This window comes from Hymenobacter sp. 5317J-9 (genome assembly GCF_022921075.1).
GTDB lineage: Bacteria > Bacteroidota > Bacteroidia > Cytophagales > Hymenobacteraceae > Hymenobacter.
Map to the genome: position 1 here is coordinate 4,643,762 of NZ_CP095050.1, position 17,270 is coordinate 4,661,031.

A 17,270-nucleotide genomic window follows, 5' to 3' on the forward strand; every position below is an offset into this window, starting at 1 on the left:
CGGGCTAAACCGCCACGGCCGCCGGCCGCTTGCTGATTTGCGAGAAGTACACGTCCTCCAAATCCGGGTTCACTTCCTCAAACGACCCATCCGGGCGGCTGTCGCTCAGCACGTGCACGATGGTTTTGCCTGCGAACAGGCGCGTGCTGATGACGTGGTGCTCGGCCTGGGTGGCGGCCACTTCGTCCTTCTCCACCACTTTGCGCCACACCTGGCCGCGCAGCTGCTCCACCACCGTGAGGGGGTCGCCGGTGAGGCGCACCTGGCCCTGGCTGATGATGGCCATGCTGCGGCACAGGTCCGTGACGTCGCTCACGATGTGCGTGCTCAGGATGATGATGATGTGCTCGCCAATCTCGCTCAGCAGGTTGTGGAAGCGGTTGCGCTCGGCGGGGTCGAGGCCGGCGGTAGGCTCATCCACGATGATGAGGCGCGGGTTGCCGAGCAGGGCCTGCGCAATGCCGAAGCGCTGTTTCATGCCGCCGGAATAGCCGCCCAGGTTTTTCTTGCGGGCGTTCCAGAGGTTGGTTTGCTGCAGCAGGGCTTCCACTATTTCCTTGCGCTCGCGGGCGTTGCCGATGCCTTTGAGCACGGCCAAATGGTCGAGCAGCTCCTCGGCCGACACGCGCGGGTACACGCCAAACTCCTGCGGCAAGTAGCCCAGAATGCGCCGCACGCCGTCTTTGTCGCGCAGCACGTCCAGGTCGTCGAGCATGATGGAGCCGGTGTCGGCGTCCTGCAGCGTGGCAATGGTGCGCATCAGGCTGCTTTTGCCGGCGCCGTTGGGGCCCAGCAGGCCAAACATGCCCGTGGGAATATCCAGGCTAACATTTTTGAGGGCTTGCACCCCGTTGGCGTACGTTTTCGAGAGGTTGGTAATGGTGAGGGCCATGCTTTTTTGCAGAAAGTGAGAGACGGTGCAAGGTACTGTTTGTCAGAGAATCGGCGCATACGCCTCTTCATTACATTACTTATTTCTAACAGATGCCCCTTTTGCCGTCGGGGTTGCCCGAGGCTTGCGCGGGCCAGGCGGCCTCACGGCCATTACATTTATGCCCGCACTTTCACCCCTGCTGCTCTACATGTCCCGTTTCCTTTCCCTATTGCTCGCCGGGGCCGCGGCCGGCGCCTGTTTTGGTTGCAGCCCCAAGGCGGGCGCGGCCCTCACTGCCGACCAGCTTTCGGCGGCGCTGCCGGCCGGCACGCCCTATGCCGTGGTGCACTTCTACCGCCCGGGCCGCATGGCGGGCTTTGCCATCGGCTACGACGTGCGCCTGAACGACTCGGTTGTGTACCGCGCCCGCAACGGCAGCCGCCTCGACCTCTACCGCCGCCCCGCCGGCACGGTGCTGCTCTCGGCCAAAACCGAAGCCCGCTCCGAGGTTAGCTTGGCCGTGGAGCCCGGCCGCGAGTACTACGTGCAGTGCACCATTGGCATGGGCGCGCTGGTGGGCCGCCCGCACCTGCAGCAGGTGAGCGTGACGCAGGGCAGCAAGGAGCTGGCCGGCATTTCCCCCAGCAAATAGCAACCTGCGGCTACTGCCCGCCCTGCTTGCTGCCGCCGCCCTTCACGTCGTCGTTCGAGATGGATTTGCGCTGCTTGCCCTGCTGCTCGGCGCCGAAACGGTAGCTGAAGCTGAAGCGGAAGGAGCGCTGAAATGACCGGTTCTCGCTCACTTCGCTGAACGTAGGCGTGTTGGTGGTGCTGCGGTACGTCCAGGAATTATTGAACGGCGAACCGAAGTTGAGCACCAGGTCGGCCTTGTCGTTGAGGAAGGTTTTCTTGGCGCCCAGCTGGTAGTAGAGGTTGGCCGCGCCGCGCCCCTGCAGCTCCGGCGAGGGCAGCGAGCTGTACACAAAGCCCTGCAGGGTGTACTTTTTGGGCAGCTTGTACGAGGTATTGAAATTCAGGCCCGCCGTGAAGCCGCTGCGCTCGATGCCCAGGGCCGGGCTGCGGCGCACAATGTACTGCACGTCGGGGCCGCCGCTGATGTCCCAGCCCTCCACCGGCTTGGCCGAGCCGTAGAAATTGAGCTGGTAGAAGGCGTTGGCGGCCACGTTGCGGTAGGTCTGCTCCGTGACGGTGGGCCGGCTGGGGTCGGGCGTGAGGCGTATCGACTCGATGGCATTGCCCGTGCGGCGCACCGAACCCGAAATGTTCAGCGAGCCCGCCTTGCCGGTGGTGTTGTAGCTCAGCTCGTAGGAATCCGTGAGCTCGGGGTCGAGGTTGGGGTTGCCATACACGACGTTGTTCGGGTCGGAGCGGTCCCGGAAAGGGTTGAGGTAGTCGATGTACGGCCGGGTGATGCGGCGGCTGTAGGCCAGGCGCAGGCTGTTGCTTTCGCTGAGGGCATACTGGGCGTTGCCGTTGGGCAGCAATGTGAGGTAGCTGCGCGTAAAGTCGGTTTCGGTGGTGCGGAAGCTGGCCGCCAGGGCCGTGCGCTCCAGGCGGCTGCCGGCGCTCAGGGTCAGCTTCTTGCCCAGCTTGGCGGTGTAGGTGGCATAGGCGGCCTGCACGTTCTGGTCGTAGCTGAAGTCGGTGTCGCGGCCGGTCAGGGGCACGTAGTCGGGCGTCAGGCCGCGGGTGAGGCCGGTGACGCTGGCCACCGAGCCGGTGCGCCGCCAGATGCTTTTCAGGCCGGTTTCGAGGGTCTGGTTTTCGCCAAAGGGCTGCACCAGGTCGGTTTGCAGGGTGGTTTCGTTGCCGGGATTGCGGCCGCGGCTGCGCTCGCGGTAGTCGGCCAGCCCGTGGCCGGTGTCGACGGTGGAATTCCGGAACTCGTCAAAATCGTAGCCGAACGTGCCGCTGTTGTCGGCGTACTGCCCCAGCACGCTCCACTCCTTGCGGGGCAGCGCAAAGGTTTTGGTGTACGTGCCCGTCACCTCGCCGTTGAAACCGCTGAACCGGCTGGTGGTGCTGCGGGTAAATAAGCGGTTGTTGGCCGGGTCGGCCGCCAGCTGGTTGTAGATCAGGCTGTTGTAGTCCTGCCCGCCATAGCCGTTCAGCGAGGTAGCCAGCGACAGGCTCTGCTTTTCGCTCAGGTCGTAGTCGAGGCCCACCGAGCCGTAGTACCACCGCCCGCCGTAGTTGCCGGCACCGCTCTGCGTCAGCCGGGAGCCGTCCTGGCCGGTGCGCACTCGGCTCGACTCATTGGGCCCGTACCAGCCGCCCGTGCCGCCCGACGACGTGAAGCCCAGCTTTTTGGTCTTGAAGTTGAGCGAGGCGTTCAGGTTGGAGTTGCGGTTGCCACCCGAGGCGCTCACGCGGCCGTTCAGCTTTTGCGTCGAGCCTTTTTTCAGCACAATGTTGATGATGCCGGCCGTGCCTTCGCCGTCGTACTTGGCCGGCGGCGTCGTGATGATTTCCACGCTCTGAATCTGCTCGGCCGGAATGCCTTTCAGGGCCTCGGCCAGGTTGCTGGCCAGCGTGGGCGAAGGCTTGTTGTTGACGAGCACCTTGAAATTGCTGGAGCCCCGCATTTTCACGTTGCCGTCCCCGTCCACGGCCAGCAGCGGGGCCTTGCGCAGCACGTCGGACGCGGTGCCGCCGGCGTTGGTCACGTCCTGGTCGGCGTTGTACACAATGCGGTCGGGCCGCACTTCTACCACCGGCTTCGTGCCGATGACCACGGCCTCGGCCAGCGCCGTGCCCGCCGTGGGCAGCCGGAAAGGCCCCACGTCCGTGGCGCCGCTGGTAATGGTTACCTCCTTGGTTTGGGTGCCGTAGCCCACGTAGCTCACCCGCAGGCGGGCCGGGCCGGGCGCCAGTTTGGTCAGCGAGAAGCGGCCATTGTCGTCGGCGGCCACGCCGGTGATGGGCTTGTCGTTGGGCGCGGGCGGCAGCAATACCACCGTGGCGTAGGGCACGGGCTCTTTCTTGAGCGAATCGAGCACGGTGCCGGTGAGGGAGCCGGTGGCAGCGGCCGGGGCGGCCGGCGCCTGCGCACCGGCCGTGGAGAATAGCGCTGAACAAGCCAGCAAGCAGAAAAAGAGGTAGCGTTGCATCAAGGAGAAAGAAGGAGTGTGCGACAGCAAGGATGACCGCCGGACCCACTGGGTTGCCTGCGGCGAAAGAGATAACAGCGGCGTAACAGGCGTGGGGCGATGGGGCATGGCGTAGACGGTAGCGGGGTGGAATGATGGCTCAAAGGTCTCGGGCGGCCCGTGGCGGCGCGCTCTATCTCACAATGTGAGCCGCCCCAAATCATAACCCGGGGCCTGAGCGGCTTTCCCAACAGCGTTGCATACCGTAGCATCGGCCGTTTTATTACAGCGCCGGATGAAAATATTTGTGCCTGCTGCCCTTTCCATTTCCCTCATTATCCTTGCGCCCACACCGGCCCGCCGCAGTATCTTCGGTTGCCGTAACCGTTTTCGCTTCTTCTGCCATGCAGCACCTCCACCGCACCCCGCTCGACCAACTCTTTGTCATCGACATTGAAACCGTGCCCTGCGTGGACTGCCACGACAACCTCGACGAGATGCTGCGCCACCTCTGGGAGCACAAGAGCGAGAGCCTGCGCCGCCAGCAAGGCTACACCGGCCGCCCCCAGGCTCCCGAGCCGCTGCCCGAGCACCTCACCGCCGCCAGCCTGTTTGAGCAGGCCGGCATCTACGCCGAGTTCGGCAAGGTGGTGTGCATCTCGGTTGGCTACTTCGTGCACGACAAGCAGGAGGAACTCACCCGCTTCCGCGTGAAAAGCTTTGCCGACCACGACGAGAAGCAGCTGCTGCGCGACTTTGCGGCCCTGCTGGCCCACCGGCCCAAGTACACGCTCTGCGCCCACAACGGCAAGGAGTTCGACTTCCCCTACCTGGGCCGCCGCATTCTGGTGAATGGCCTGCCCCTGCCGCCCCAGCTCGACCTGGCCGGCAAAAAGCCCTGGGAAGTGCCCCATCACGACACCATGGAGCTGTGGAAGTTCGGCGACCGCAAGTCCTACACCTCCCTCAACCTGCTGGCCACCATTTTCGGCATCCCCACGCCCAAAGACGACATCACCGGCGCCGACGTGGCCCGCGTGTACTGGGAAGAAAACGACCTGCCGCGCATCGCCAAGTATTGCCAGAAAGACATCATCACCACGGCCCGCATCATCCAGAAATTCCGGGGCGAAGAGCCCTTCCGCGACGAGCACATCGTGTACGCCGACGAGGCCGCGCCCGTGATGCGCCGCGTGGTTTAGATGCAGCGGTTCGCACGACGCTACTGGCGCCTGTTTCCGGGGCTTGCGCTGCTGGTGGCGGCTTGCGAAACTCAGCACCAAACCTCCATGCACCGGCCAGCTGGCATGGAAAAGCCGGTTTCCGGTGCTGCACCGGAAACCACTGCGCTAGCAGCTCGCCCTGCTCAAATAAGCCAGCGCCCCGAAAAGCAAACGCTTTTCCCCGATTCACTGCACGCAATTGAGTTGCCGGTTCAATATTGGACCGGGCCGCAGGTAGACAGCATTCGGGCGGCGGTCATGTTGGAGGCCGATTCACTGGAGCCTAACTCCAGAATAGCCGCGAGTTGGGTAGAACTGTGGACGGACCGGTGCCGGGTGCTTCGTGCCGACGAATACAGCGGCAAGCGCCTGTTTTTCCGGCCCCAGGGCGTAGCCCGCTGGGTGGAGCTGGACCTCGATTCGTGGATGGAAGGCTACAACTCCCTGCCCTACCTGAATGCCCGCGCCGTGGAGCTGGACCAGCGCCCTCCCAAGGAGCTACTGATAGAATTGGGCGGGGGCATGGCCGGGCAGGGGCAGCGTGAAATGGAAGACCATACCCTGCTCATTTCCTTCGATGGCCCGCCGCGCATCATCTGGCACAGCCTGGATGGCCTTACGGAGGAAATTTCGCCAACCCATGCCGCCGAGGATGGCGAGATGCTTGGGGGCAACTATGCCGACGCCCGGCGAAAGACAACCGTGCGCCACGGCCGGGTGCAGGTAGGCCGCGTGCAGCAGGAAGGCAAATTTGAGTCGGGACCCGACTACGTGGTTACGCCCATCACGCCCGGCACCTATGCGTACCGGGCCGGGCGTTTCCGGCGGGTGGCGCCGTAAGGCGGCCCCGTCTGCAGGCTTGAACTTAGCTTTGGCTTTGTTGCAACGCTCATTCACTTTTATCCGCATGCGCTTTCCGCTTTTTCTGACGGCCCTGGCCGCTACCGCTGCTTTTTCTACATCGGCTCAGGCGCAGGCGCCCGCGGCCGGCAACGCCTTCGTGCGCGACAGCCTGGCCAGCTACGTGAAGCGCGGCCTCAAGCTCTGGAACATTCCCGGCCTGGCCGTGGTGGTGGTGAAGGACGGCCAAGTGGTGGTCTCGCAGGGCTTTGGCGTGCGGGCGGTGGGCAAGCCCGAGCCCGTGGACGCCAACACGCTGTTCCTCATCGCCTCCAATTCCAAGCTGTTCACCGGCACGGCCATCTCGCAGCTGGTGGAGGAAAAGAAGCTCAAGCTCGACGACCCGGTGCGCCAGTACCTGCCCGATTTCCGGCTGTACGACTCCACCAGCACGCGCCTTCTCACGGTGCGCGACCTCCTGAGCCACCACTTCGGCACCAAGACCTTCCAGGGGGATTTCACCTTCTGGAACTCCAACCTGAGCCGGGCTGAAATCCTGCAAAAGGTGCGCTACCTGAAGCCCAGCGGCGTTTTTCGCCAGACCTACGGCTACAGCAACTACGGCTTTTTGGCGGCGGGCGAGGTGATTCCGGCGGCCACGGGCGGCACCACCTGGCAGGATTTTGTGCAACAGCGCATCCTCACGCCGCTGGGCATGACGAACACCTACCCCACCTCGGCCGGCGCCAGCCAGCGGGCCAACGTGGCCCAGCCCTACACCACGGCGTTTGGCCCGCTCGCGCCGGTGCCGTTTGACGTGGTCGACAACTTCGGTCCCGCCGCCAGCCTGGTTTCCAACGTGAATGACCTCAGCCACTGGCTGCGCTTCCAGCTCGACAGCGGCAAGTACAACGGCCAGCGGGTGCTGCCCTGGGCCACCCTGCGCCGCACCCGCGAGGGCAACACGTTGGTGGGCAGCAGCAAGTCGCCAATTTTTCCGATGCACTTCCGCACCTATGGGCTGGGCGTGTATTCCGCCGACTACAACGCCCGCCAGATTTACTGGCACACGGGCGGCGCCAACGGCTTCGTGACCAACGTGTGCTTCGTGCCCGAAGAAAACCTGGGCATTGCCGTGCTCACCAACCAAGACAATCAGAGCTTTTTCGAAGCCCTGCGTTACCAGCTGCTCGACGCCTATCTGGGCGTGCCCTACGTGGACCGCAGCCGCCAGCTCTACGGCTTCGCCAAACCCGGCAACGCCGAAACCGCCAAGAACGTGGCCGACCTGGCCGCCCGCGTGGCCAAGAAAAACAAGCCCGCCCGCCCGCTCAAAGCCTACGCCGGCACCTATCAGCACCCCGTCTACGGCACCATCACCGTCGAGCCCAAAGGCAAGCAGCTGCTCGTGCGCTTCCCGCACCACCCCGCCCTCAGCACCACCCTCGATTACATGGACGGCTACACGTTCCGCAGCACGTTCAGCCATGCGGCCTACGGCATTTTCCCGGCCCCCTTCACCGTGGAAAACGGCCAGGTAAAGACCCTGGAAATCCGGGTGAACGACGGCTTGGAGCAGGACCCGTATGTGTTCACAAAGCAATAGCGCTTCGCCAGAACAGAAACAAAAAGAGGCTTCCGCGTGCAGCGGAAGCCTCTTTTTGTTGATTAAACGGTGTAGAGACGCAATATTTTGCGTCTCGTCGGCCGCGCCGTTAGAATGTTACTCAACGCAAGCCGTTCAACGACGAGACGCAAAATATTGCGTCTCTACTTCAAGGTAGCCAAATCAATTACGAAGCGGTACTTCACGTCGCCTTTCAGCATGCGCTCGTAGGCCTCGTTGATGTCTTTCATGTCAATCAATTCGATGTCGGACATGATGTTGTGCTCGGCGCAGAAATCCAGCATTTCCTGCGTTTCGGCGATGCCGCCGATGAGCGAGCCGGCAATGCGGCGGCGCTTGCTGATGAGGTTGAAGGCGTGGATGTGCGGCGCCTCCGTGGGCACGCCCAGCAGAATCATGGTGCCATCGCGGCGCAGCAGGTTCACGTAGGTGGCCAGGTCGAGCTGGGCCGATACCGTGTTGATAATGAAGTCGAAATAGTTGCCGACAGACTTCAGCTGGTCCTTGTCCTTGGTCACCACAAACTTGTGGGCGCCCAACTCTTTGGCGTCGGCTTCTTTGTTGGGCGAGGTGCTGAGGACGGTTACCTCGGCGCCCATGGCGGCGGCCAGCTTCACGGCCATGTGGCCGAGGCCACCGAGGCCCATCACGCCCACGCGGTGGCCGGGGCCAACTTTCCACTGGCGCAGAGGCGAGTAGGTGGTGATGCCGGCGCAGAGCAGCGGCGCCACGCGGGCCAAATCGAGCTTTTCCGACACTTTGAGTGTGTATTTCTCATCCACCACAATCTGCGAGGAATAGCCGCCGTAGGTGGGCGCACCGCTGCCGATTTCGCGGCTGTTGTAGGTGCCCACCATGCCGGTGGTTTCGCAGTACTGCTCCAGGCCATCCTGGCAGCTGGAGCAGGTGCGGCAGGAATCGACCATGCAGCCCACGCCGGCCAGGTCGCCCACCTTAAAGTTCTTCACGTGGTCGCCCACCTGCGTGATGCGGCCCACGATTTCGTGGCCCGGCACCATGGGGAAGATGGAGCCACCCCACTCGTCGCGCACCTGGTGCAGGTCGGAGTGGCACACGCCACAAAACTGAATATCAATGAGCACGTCGTGCGGGCCCACTTCGCGGCGCTCGAAGTTGAAGGGTTCTAAAGGAATATTGGCGGCGGGGGCCGCGTAGGCTTTCGTCGGAAGCATTATAAAAGGACTGGGTGTTGAGTGTTGGGTGTTGAGAGTAGGAACGTCATGCCGAGCGCAGCCGAGGCATCTCGCTTGTGGTAGTAAATCCTACTGTTTGGATTACTGCTGCACGCGAGATGCCTCGGCTGCGCTCGGCATGACGTTCGTTACGAATCAATAGAACCGGCCGGCGCAGCCAAAGGTTGCGCCGGCAGGGGCTCGCCGGCCAGGCTGGCGGCCACCAGCTTACACATGCGCCGCTGCGACTCGTGGGCGAACTTGCGCTGCAGCATCCGCCCGAACAGCTTGAAGCCCAGCCAATAGAATGGGTTGCGAATATGGCCCGGCTGCGACACGGCGTGGATGCGAAACTGCACCGCCCCGGTCGTCAGGTTTTTGTGAATGGTGAAGTCAATCTGGCCTTTCTCGAAATGGCCTTCGAGGGTGCGGTAGCCGTAGCCCCACACGCGCTCGGGGCCTTCGGGCGTGTCGCGACGGGCCTCGTCGGTCACCTCGCTCACGCGCACGCCGAAGTAGAAGTTGAAGACCAAAAAGTGCGCCCGCAGCACCATGATGCGCTTTTCGAGCGGCACGCCGGGGTCGAAATAGCCGGTGATGAGGTCGGGCGGCGGGAAGGCGTAGCGGCGCAGCACGTCCTGGGCGGCCGCGAAGGAGCCGGCGGCTTCGGGCGGGCCGGGCGCTTCGGCGGGCAGGTCGGTGACGTAGTCGTCGATGCGCCAGCCGGTGGCGCCGGTGTATTCGCTCTGGCGCGAGGTATCGTAGTTGACGTTGGCGTGGGCGTAGGCTTCGAGCCGGGCCCGGTACTGCTCCCAGGCGGGCGGCTTGGCCGACGCAGGAATGGCGGCAACTTGGTTAGTCATGGCGGGTGTGCTGCACGTGGCCGGCCTCGTCGTGCCGGAAGGTTTCGACTACTACGTGGCACAGCGCCTGGCCGCCGCTGGCCGCCGCCACCCGCTGGCAGAATTCGACCCAGGTGGCTTCCTGCAGCAGCTTGCCGCCGCCCAGCGTGTCGTAGGCGAAGGCCACGAGTCCATCGCGCGAGCGGGCCGACGAGCGGATTTCGAACCGCAGCACGTCGGGCCGGTCGTCCAGACAATGCGTTTCGAAACGGATGCGGCCGGCCTCGGGATGGCCTTCGAGGGTAATGAATTCGAACGCGGTGGCGCTCACATCGGTCACGCGCACGCAGCCATTCCAGGGGCCGAGAATTTTGATGCTAAACTCGTCGCCCGGCTGCAGGGCATCGTCGTCGCCGTTTTTCTTGCGGAAGTCGGCCAGCACCTCGGGCGAGAAGCGGGGCACATCGGCCTGCACCGCCGCCATAAGCTGGGCCGGCGTGAGGTGAGGCCGCGCCACATCAATGAAATAGCGGCGCTCCAGCAACGGGCCGGCGCCGGCGGCGGCGGGCTGTTCGGCAGTGGGTTCAGACATGGCAAGCGAAGAAACGTATGGCCTTCATACGCTGTGCACGGCTCCAGGGTACTACCGCCGGGCTTTTCTGACCTCAGCTTTTCACTCCGAACTTTTCACTCTTCACTCCACATGGCCTACTACCGCCCACCCGGCCCGCCGCCCGACCCCGCCCTTGTTCGCAGCCTCACCCAGCAACAGCAGGAGATGCGCCAGCGCGTGCGCCACGAGCCGCTGGCCCGGGAGCCGCGCCTCATTGCCGGCTGCGACTCGTCGTTTCCCACCCCCGACACCATCCTGTCGGTGTTCGTGGTACTGAAATTTCCGTCGCTGGAACTGGTGGAAAAGGTGTACAACTACGGCCCCGTCGACATGCCCTACGTGCCCGGCTTTCTCTCCTTTCGCGAGGCGCCAAACGTTATTCACGCTTTCGCCAAGGTTCAAAACAAGCCCGACGTCATCATGGTCGACGGCCACGGCATTGCGCACCCGCGCCGCATGGGCATTGCCGCGCACCTGGGCGTGCTGCTCGACATGCCCACCTTCGGCGTGGCCAAGCAGAAGCTGACCGGCACGTTTCAGGAGCCCGGCATTGCGCGCGGCAGCATTTCCCCGCTCATCGACCCCAAAAGCGGCGACCTGATTGGCGAAGTCATTCGCAGCAAAGACAAGGTGCTGCCGCTGTTTGTGAGCCCCGGCCACCGCTGCGACCAGGCCACGGCCACGCGCCTCACACTGGCCTGCCTGAAAGGCTACAAGCTGCCAGAGCCCACGCGCCTAGCCGACCATTGGGCGGAGCAGTTTAAGAAAGAGGTGCGCTGAGCAGCTGTGCTGTTACTGAGTGGAGTGTAGGCGACTCCAGTCGCCCGGCAGCCAGAACATCAACTCTTCCAAAGAGCCGGAATTGCCGGGTGGCAGTCCCCACAACTTAGTAATAGTCTCAAAAACCATTTCTGGCCCTCGCTTGCTACTCAGCACACCGGCATCAACCGGCAACTGCTGCGACTTGGAAAGCTTCTGGCCCGCTTCGTTCGTCAGCAGCGGGTGATGGTAAAAATGCACCCGCGAAGCGTTAAACGCAGCCGTTTCGGAGAGCAGCCGGGCCAGCCAGAGCTGCGCGGCCGTGCTGGGCTGTAAGTCGAGGCCCCGCACAATCAGGTTGGTGCCCAGGCGCACGTCATCAACCACCGAAGCTACTTGATAGGCGGCCACGCCGTCCTTTTTGCGAACGACAAAATCCGGCATCAGCGTGCCCAGCGAAACGCGGGTTTCGCCCTGCCAGGCGTCGGAGAAGCTGATTTCGGTGCCGACGGGCACGTAGGTGCGCCAGGCGGCGCCGGGCGTATCGAGGGCCACCGCAGCTTCGGCGCCGCCGGTGCGCGAGCGGGTGCTGGCGCGCACCAGCCGCAGCCTGCTGGGGGCGCCCACCAGGGACAGGCGGCGTAGCACGCGGTTGTAGTCGGGCAGATGCAGCAGCTGCGAATGGTGGCGCAGGAAGTCGTCGGGGCCGCTGGGGCCGTGGTCGTAGTCGATGCCCAGCCAGTCGATGACGCGGAAAATATTATCCAGATACGCCGGGCGCAGGCGGGCGCGGTCCAGGTCGTCGATGCGCAGGTGCAGGGTGCCGCCGGCCTGCCGCGTGAGCAGCCAGGTCAGCACAAAGTTTACGGCGTTGCCGAGGTGCAGGTAGCCGCTGGGCGTGGGCGCGAGGCGCGAAACGACAGAAGAAGGCGCGGGCATCAGAGGAGCAATTCCATCTGCACATCGGCCCGGGCGTAGGGCGAGGGATTGGGCTGCGCTAAGTCCCTAAAACCGAGCTTGCGGTACAGCGCAAGGGCTGGCGCCAGCTTGGCGTTGCTTTCCAGGTACACGCGCTGGCCGCGGAGGTCGCGCACCCGCTGAATGGCGGCCTGCCCTAGCTGGTAGCCAATCTGCTGGCCCTGAGCAGCAGGCGCCACGGCCATTTTGGCCAGCTCGTAGCTGCAGCCGTCGGCCATCTTAATCAGGGCGCAGGTGCCCACTACTTCCCCATCCAGCTCAGCAAAGAGGATGCAGCCGCCCGGCGTCAGAATATAGTCTTCAGGATGGTCGAGCGCCTTGAGGTCGGCCGGCTCCAGTTCGAAATAGCGGGAAATCCATTCTTCGTTAAGCTGCCGGAAGATGGGCTGGTCGCCCGGCTGGAAATCGCGCAGCACCGGAAAAGACATGACAAGAGAGGCAAAAAGGTCCACGGAATGCACAAAGGTAAACTTTGCCTTCGCCAGGGCGGCTTAAACTTCGGCCATCAGAGCCGGTCAAGCTGCATATTGCTTGCTCCTATTTTACGCTGCATGAAACACCTTGTACTTATTAGCGGCCTGCTTTTCGTCTTACTGCTCGCCGGTGGCCGCGCCCGGGCCCAGTCCACGCCGCTCTATTTCCCGCCCCTCACCGGCACCACCTGGGCCAGCACCACGCCCGCCAGCCTGGGCTGGTGCCAAACGCCGCTCGACTCGCTCATTGCCTTTGCCAGGCGCAAGGGCAGCAAGTCGCTGCTCATTCTGAAGGACGGGCGCATGGTGGTGGAGCAGTACTACGGCACCTACACCGCCGATTCGGCTTGGTACTGGGCCTCGGCGGGCAAGTCGCTCACGGCCGCGCTGGTGGGCCTGGCCCAGCAGGACGGCATCCTGAGCCTGAGCGACAGCACCTCCAAGTACCTCGGCCGCTGGACCAGCGCCACCCGCCCTCAGCAGCGCCAAATCCAGATTCGGCACCAGCTCACGATGACCACCGGGCTCGACGACACGCCGCCTGCGCCCTGCGACAACGAAAGCACCACGCCCGGCTGCCTGCTGTATCTCACCACGCCCGCCACGCGCTGGGCCTACCACACCGGTGCCTACCGCACCCTGCAAGACGTGCTGGTGCAGGCCAGCGGCGCCGCCACCATCACCCAATACACCAACCAGCGCCTCGCCACCCGCCTCGGCATGACCGGCCTATGGCTGAACGACGTGTATTACAGCCGCGCCCGCAGCATGGCCCGCTTCGGCCTGTTCATCCTGGCCCGCGGCGCCTGGAACGGCACGCAGATTCTCGACACCGCCTATTTCCGGCGCATGACCACGCCCAGCCAGACGCTCAACCGCAGCTACGGCTACCTCTGGTGGCTCAACGGCCAGCCCAGCTACAAGCTGCCCGGCTCCCAGCTCACTTTCCCCGGCGCCTTCACCCCCGCCGCGCCGCCCGACATGATTGCCGCCCTGGGCAAAAACGACCAGAAGATTTACGTGGTGCCCAGCCTGGGCCTAGTGGTGGTGCGCCAGGGCAACTCGGCCGGCCCGCGCACGCTGGCCGTGTCGTCGTTTGATAACGAGCTCTGGACAAGAATAATGGCCGTGTTCTGCCGGCCCACCGCCACGGCGGCCGCGGCCGATGCCGCCGGCTTCCTCGCTTTCCCCAATCCGGCCACCGAAGTTCTTACCCTGCGCCAGCCCGCCCACGCCGCCGCCACCGTGCGGCTAACCGATGCCCTGGGCCGCGAAGTGTGGCGCCGGCCCGCCCCCGGCGCCGAAACGTCCGTTTCCGTTGCCGCGCTGGCGCCGGGGCTCTACGCGGTGCAATGGCTGGACGCCGCCGGGCGGGTGCTGATGACGCGCAAGGTGGCCCGGCAGTAGAAGTTCGGCCAAAAGGGTGGAGCCTTGCGGGTCAGTGCGTAAGTTTGCGGTCAATTTGCGGCCCGGTTTCCCGGCTCCGCTGCTGCCCTCCCGCTATTGCCGATGCTGACTGCTGTCCTGCTTTTCCTCCCTTTGGCCGCCGCGCTGCTGCTGCTGCTCACCAAGGGAGCCACCGCCCGTGCCCTCGCGCTGGGCGCCTCGCTCCTCGAATTTGGCCTTGCCGCCTACGCCGCCTTCGCTTTTAAAGCCACCGGCTCGGCCGGCTTCAACCTCGACTACGCCTGGATTCCCTCGGCCGGCATCAACTTCCACGTCGGCATGGATGGCCTGAGCCTGCTGCTGGTGCTGCTCACCACCTTCCTGGTGCCGCTCATCCTGCTGAGCGCCTTTAAGCACGACTACGAGAACCCCTCCGCCTTCTACGCCCTCGTGCTGTTCATGCAGACGGGCCTGCTTGGGGTGTTCACCTCCCTCGACACCTTCCTGTTCTATTTCTTCTGGGAGGTGGCGCTGATTCCGATTTACTTCCTGGCCGGCGCCTGGGGCGGCGAGCGCCGCGTGGCCGTCACCCTCAAATTCTTCCTCTACACCGTGGTGGGCTCGCTGCTGATGCTGGCCGGCTTCGTGTACCTGTACCTGCAAACCGGCCCCGCCGCCGGCTCGCTGGCCGCCCACTCCTCGGAGCTATCGGCCTTCTACAACCTGAAGCTGAGCGCCTCGGAGCAGTCGTGGCTGTTCTGGCTGATTTTTGCGGCTTTCGCCGTAAAGATGCCCATCTTCCCCTTCCACACCTGGCAGCCCGACACGTATACCGAGTCGCCGGCTCCGGCCACCATGCTGCTTTCGGGCATCATGCTCAAAATGGGCATTTACGGCACCATGCGCTGGCTGTTGCCGGTGGTGCCGCTGGGCGTGAGCCAGTGGGGCAAGCTGGTCATCATCCTCTCGGTTATTGGCATCATCTACGGCGCCATCATCGCCATCCGCCAGCGCGACGTAAAGCGCCTCATCGCCTATTCCTCGCTCTCCCACGTGGGGCTGATGGCGGCCGGCGTGTTCTCGCTCACCCAGATTGGCCTGCAGGGCGCCACCATTCAGATGCTGGCCCACGGCGTGAACGTGGTGGGCATGTTCTTCATCGCCGACGCCATCGAGCGCCGCACCGGCACCCGCCACATTCCGGATTTGGGCGGCCTCACGCGCCGCACGCCCATCCTATCGGTGTGCTTCCTGGTAATGCTGCTCAGCACGGTGGCCCTGCCTCTCACGGGCGGCTTTGTGGGCGAGTTCCTGCTGCTGGCTGGCGTGTACCAGTACAATGCCTGGGTGGGCGCCATTGCGGGCCTCACCATCATTTTCTCGGCCGTGTACCTGCTGCGCATGTTCCAGCGCGTGATGCTGGGCCCCGATTCATCTTTCTCAGAAACCATCACCGACCTCACCGGCGGCGAACTGCTGATTCTAGTGCCGCTCATCGCGCTGGTGTTCTGGATTGGCTTGTTCCCGGGTTCGTTCCTGCACATTTCGGAGCCGGCCATCACGGGTTTACTCACGCAGGTCGGCCGTTAATCGAACGTCATGCAGAGCGTAGCGAAGCATCTCGCGCGCTTATCTGAACGATAGAGTTACTACCTCAGGCGAGATGCTTCGCTGCGCTCTGCATGACGCACCGTCAGCCGGACGTTCTTATTTGAAGCCAACATGACCTCCATCATTCTCCTCTCCGTCTTCGGCATCCTCAACCTGTTCCTGGGCTTCCTTCGCTCGAACAAGGTGCTGCTGCCCGGCGCCATGCTGCTGCTGCTGGCCGTGTTCGGGGCCAACTACGCTGACTGGAACGCCGGGCACGCCCCCTACTTCAATAACATGCTAGTGGTGGACAACTACACGGTGGCCTTCACGGGCATCGTGCTGCTCACCACCATCGTGCTGCTGCCCTTTTCGCGCAGCTACGTGCTAGAAGGCGACGCCAACCTGGCCGAGTACTACGCCCTGCTGCTGTTCTCGCTGGTGGGCGCCATCATGATGGTGGGCTACGACCACCTGCTGATGCTGTTTGTGGGCATCGAAATCCTGAGCGTGTGCATGTATGTGCTGGCCGGCTCGCGCAAGCGCGACTCGCGCAGCAACGAGGCCGCCCTAAAGTACTTCCTGATGGGTGCCTTTGCCACAGGCATCCTGCTTTTCGGTATTGCTCTGCTCTACGGCGCCACCGGCACCTTCGCTCTCTCGCAGCTCGCCACGGCCATTGCCACGCCGGCCAATGCCAGCCTGCAGCCCATGCTCTACATCGGCATCCTGATGATGATTATTGGCATCGGCTTCAAGGTATCGGCCGCGCCGTTCCACTTCTGGACGCCCGACGTGTACGAGGGCACGCCCACCTTCTTCACGGCTTTCATGAGCACCGTGGTGAAGACGGCCGGCTTCGGCGCCTTCCTCAAGTTGCTGGCCGTGGCCCTGCCCGCCGCCCAGGGCTTCTGGATGCCCACCATTCAAGCCATGTGCGCCCTCACGCTGCTACTCGGCAACGTGGGCGCCGCCGCCCAAACCAGCACCAAGCGCATGCTGGCCTATTCCAGCGTGAGCCACGCCGGCTACCTGCTCATCGGCCTCGTGGCCAGCAAGGGCAACCTGACCGGCGATGCCGCCAACGGTATTTTCTTCTACTCCCTGGCTTACTCCATCGCCACCATTGCCGCCTTCGGCGTGGTGAAGCTGGTGGTCGACCACCGTCAGCGCGACGACTACGCCGGCCTCAACGGCCTGGGCAAAACCAACCCGCTGCTGGCTTTTGTGATGACGGTTTCGATGCTGTCGCTGGCGGGAATTCCGCTGACGGGCGGCTTCTTCGGCAAGTTTTTCCTGCTGGCTGCGGCCGCGGGCCAAGGCTACATCGGCCTAGTCGTATTCGCCGTCATCATGAGCATGGTGGGCCTGTACTACTACCTGCGCCCACTCATCGCCATGTACCTGCGCCCGGCCGAAGGTGACGCCACGCCCGTGCCGGTGGATGGCATTCAGACCGCCACGCTGGCCTTTCTAGCGTTGCTCACCATCGCGCTGGGTGTGGCACCGGGCTTGTTGAGCGGCATCCTGTAAGCCTTTTTTGTATTGTTGAAAAAGCCTCCTCGGAGGCTTTTTTCGTTTACACGGTCCCGGTCCGACGGCGCAGCCGTCCGACCGGTCGTCAACCGCTTAGAGTGGAGACGCCTCAACGATTTCGCTCAATGCCACTATTCAACGACAACCGGTCGGGCCGCTACGCAGTCGGACCGGGCAGACGATACTAACAAAAAAGGTGGCCTCTTGCGAAGCCACCTTTTCAATA

At 63.8% G+C, this 17,270-nt stretch carries 15 protein-coding genes; 8 read left to right on the forward strand and 7 right to left on the reverse strand.

Features of this window, described 5'->3' with window-relative positions:
- Positions 1-4 precede the first annotated feature (4 nt).
- Positions 5-892 carry an ABC transporter ATP-binding protein gene (locus MUN81_RS19470; RefSeq protein WP_245113553.1) on the reverse strand — a complete coding sequence of 296 codons (888 nt, stop codon included), beginning with the start codon at positions 890-892 and terminating at the stop codon, positions 5-7.
- Positions 893-1,082: 190 nt separating this feature from the next.
- On the opposite strand from MUN81_RS19470, the gene MUN81_RS19475 reads away from it, so the two are divergent.
- Positions 1,083-1,526 (forward strand): hypothetical protein, encoded by a 444-nt coding sequence (locus MUN81_RS19475; protein ID WP_245113555.1) that lies wholly within the window; start codon positions 1,083-1,085, stop codon positions 1,524-1,526.
- Between the two features lie 10 nt (positions 1,527-1,536).
- Here the strand turns inward: MUN81_RS19475 and MUN81_RS19480 are convergent, their stop codons facing one another.
- Positions 1,537-4,005 carry a TonB-dependent receptor gene (locus MUN81_RS19480; protein WP_245113557.1) on the reverse strand — a complete coding sequence of 823 codons (2,469 nt, stop codon included), beginning with the start codon at positions 4,003-4,005 and terminating at the stop codon, positions 1,537-1,539.
- Between the two features lie 383 nt (positions 4,006-4,388).
- Here MUN81_RS19480 and MUN81_RS19485 point away from each other — a divergent pair, with 383 nt between their 5' ends.
- The 3 genes from MUN81_RS19485 to MUN81_RS19495 all read left to right on the forward strand — a co-directional run bounded on the left by MUN81_RS19485 (position 4,389) and on the right by MUN81_RS19495 (position 7,653).
- On the forward strand, positions 4,389-5,186 hold the full coding sequence (locus MUN81_RS19485) for a 3'-5' exonuclease (RefSeq protein WP_245113558.1): 798 nt from the start codon (positions 4,389-4,391) through the stop codon (positions 5,184-5,186).
- Positions 5,187-5,465: 279 nt separating this feature from the next.
- Complete coding sequence (locus MUN81_RS19490) at positions 5,466-6,047, forward strand: hypothetical protein (protein WP_245113560.1); 582 nt, start codon at positions 5,466-5,468, stop codon at positions 6,045-6,047.
- Positions 6,048-6,114: 67 nt separating this feature from the next.
- On the forward strand, positions 6,115-7,653 hold the full coding sequence (locus MUN81_RS19495; protein WP_245113561.1) for a serine hydrolase: 1,539 nt from the start codon (positions 6,115-6,117) through the stop codon (positions 7,651-7,653).
- Positions 7,654-7,817: 164 nt separating this feature from the next.
- Here the strand turns inward: MUN81_RS19495 and MUN81_RS19500 are convergent, their stop codons facing one another.
- From MUN81_RS19500 to MUN81_RS19510, 3 genes are all read right to left on the reverse strand, one after another.
- Entirely contained in the window at positions 7,818-8,867 is a 1,050-nt protein-coding gene (locus MUN81_RS19500; protein ID WP_245113566.1) for an NAD(P)-dependent alcohol dehydrogenase, read from the reverse strand.
- A 149-nt stretch (positions 8,868-9,016) separates the two neighbouring features.
- Positions 9,017-9,730, reverse strand: a complete 714-nt coding sequence (locus MUN81_RS19505) for a DUF1990 domain-containing protein (RefSeq protein ID WP_245113567.1) — start codon at positions 9,728-9,730, stop codon at positions 9,017-9,019.
- On the reverse strand, positions 9,723-10,301 hold the full coding sequence (locus MUN81_RS19510) for a DUF1990 family protein (protein WP_245113568.1): 579 nt from the start codon (positions 10,299-10,301) through the stop codon (positions 9,723-9,725). Before MUN81_RS19510 ends, MUN81_RS19505 begins: the two co-directional genes overlap by 8 nt.
- 111 nt (positions 10,302-10,412) lie before the next feature.
- Here MUN81_RS19510 and nfi point away from each other — a divergent pair, with 111 nt between their 5' ends.
- Positions 10,413-11,102: a deoxyribonuclease V gene (nfi, locus tag MUN81_RS19515; protein WP_245113574.1), complete on the forward strand. Its 690-nt coding sequence runs from the start codon at positions 10,413-10,415 to the stop codon at positions 11,100-11,102.
- Positions 11,103-11,114: 12 nt separating this feature from the next.
- Here nfi and MUN81_RS19520 read toward each other — a convergent pair whose 3' ends face one another.
- Positions 11,115-12,020, reverse strand: coding sequence for a glutamate--tRNA ligase family protein (locus tag MUN81_RS19520; RefSeq protein ID WP_245113576.1), 906 nt, complete (start codon positions 12,018-12,020; stop codon positions 11,115-11,117).
- On the reverse strand, positions 12,020-12,487 hold the full coding sequence (locus tag MUN81_RS19525) for a GNAT family N-acetyltransferase (protein ID WP_245113578.1): 468 nt from the start codon (positions 12,485-12,487) through the stop codon (positions 12,020-12,022). Before MUN81_RS19525 ends, MUN81_RS19520 begins: the two co-directional genes overlap by 1 nt.
- A 123-nt stretch (positions 12,488-12,610) precedes the next feature.
- Here MUN81_RS19525 and MUN81_RS19530 point away from each other — a divergent pair, with 123 nt between their 5' ends.
- From MUN81_RS19530 to MUN81_RS19540, 3 genes are all read left to right on the forward strand, one after another.
- Positions 12,611-13,939, forward strand: a complete 1,329-nt coding sequence (locus tag MUN81_RS19530) for a serine hydrolase (protein ID WP_245113579.1) — start codon at positions 12,611-12,613, stop codon at positions 13,937-13,939.
- A gap of 102 nt (positions 13,940-14,041) precedes the next feature.
- A complete protein-coding gene (locus MUN81_RS19535; RefSeq protein WP_245113581.1) occupies positions 14,042-15,508 on the forward strand; it encodes an NADH-quinone oxidoreductase subunit M in 1,467 nt (488 codons plus the stop codon).
- A 132-nt stretch (positions 15,509-15,640) separates the two neighbouring features.
- Positions 15,641-17,041, forward strand: coding sequence for an NADH-quinone oxidoreductase subunit N (locus tag MUN81_RS19540; RefSeq protein WP_245113583.1), 1,401 nt, complete (start codon positions 15,641-15,643; stop codon positions 17,039-17,041).
- Positions 17,042-17,270 lie beyond the last annotated feature (229 nt).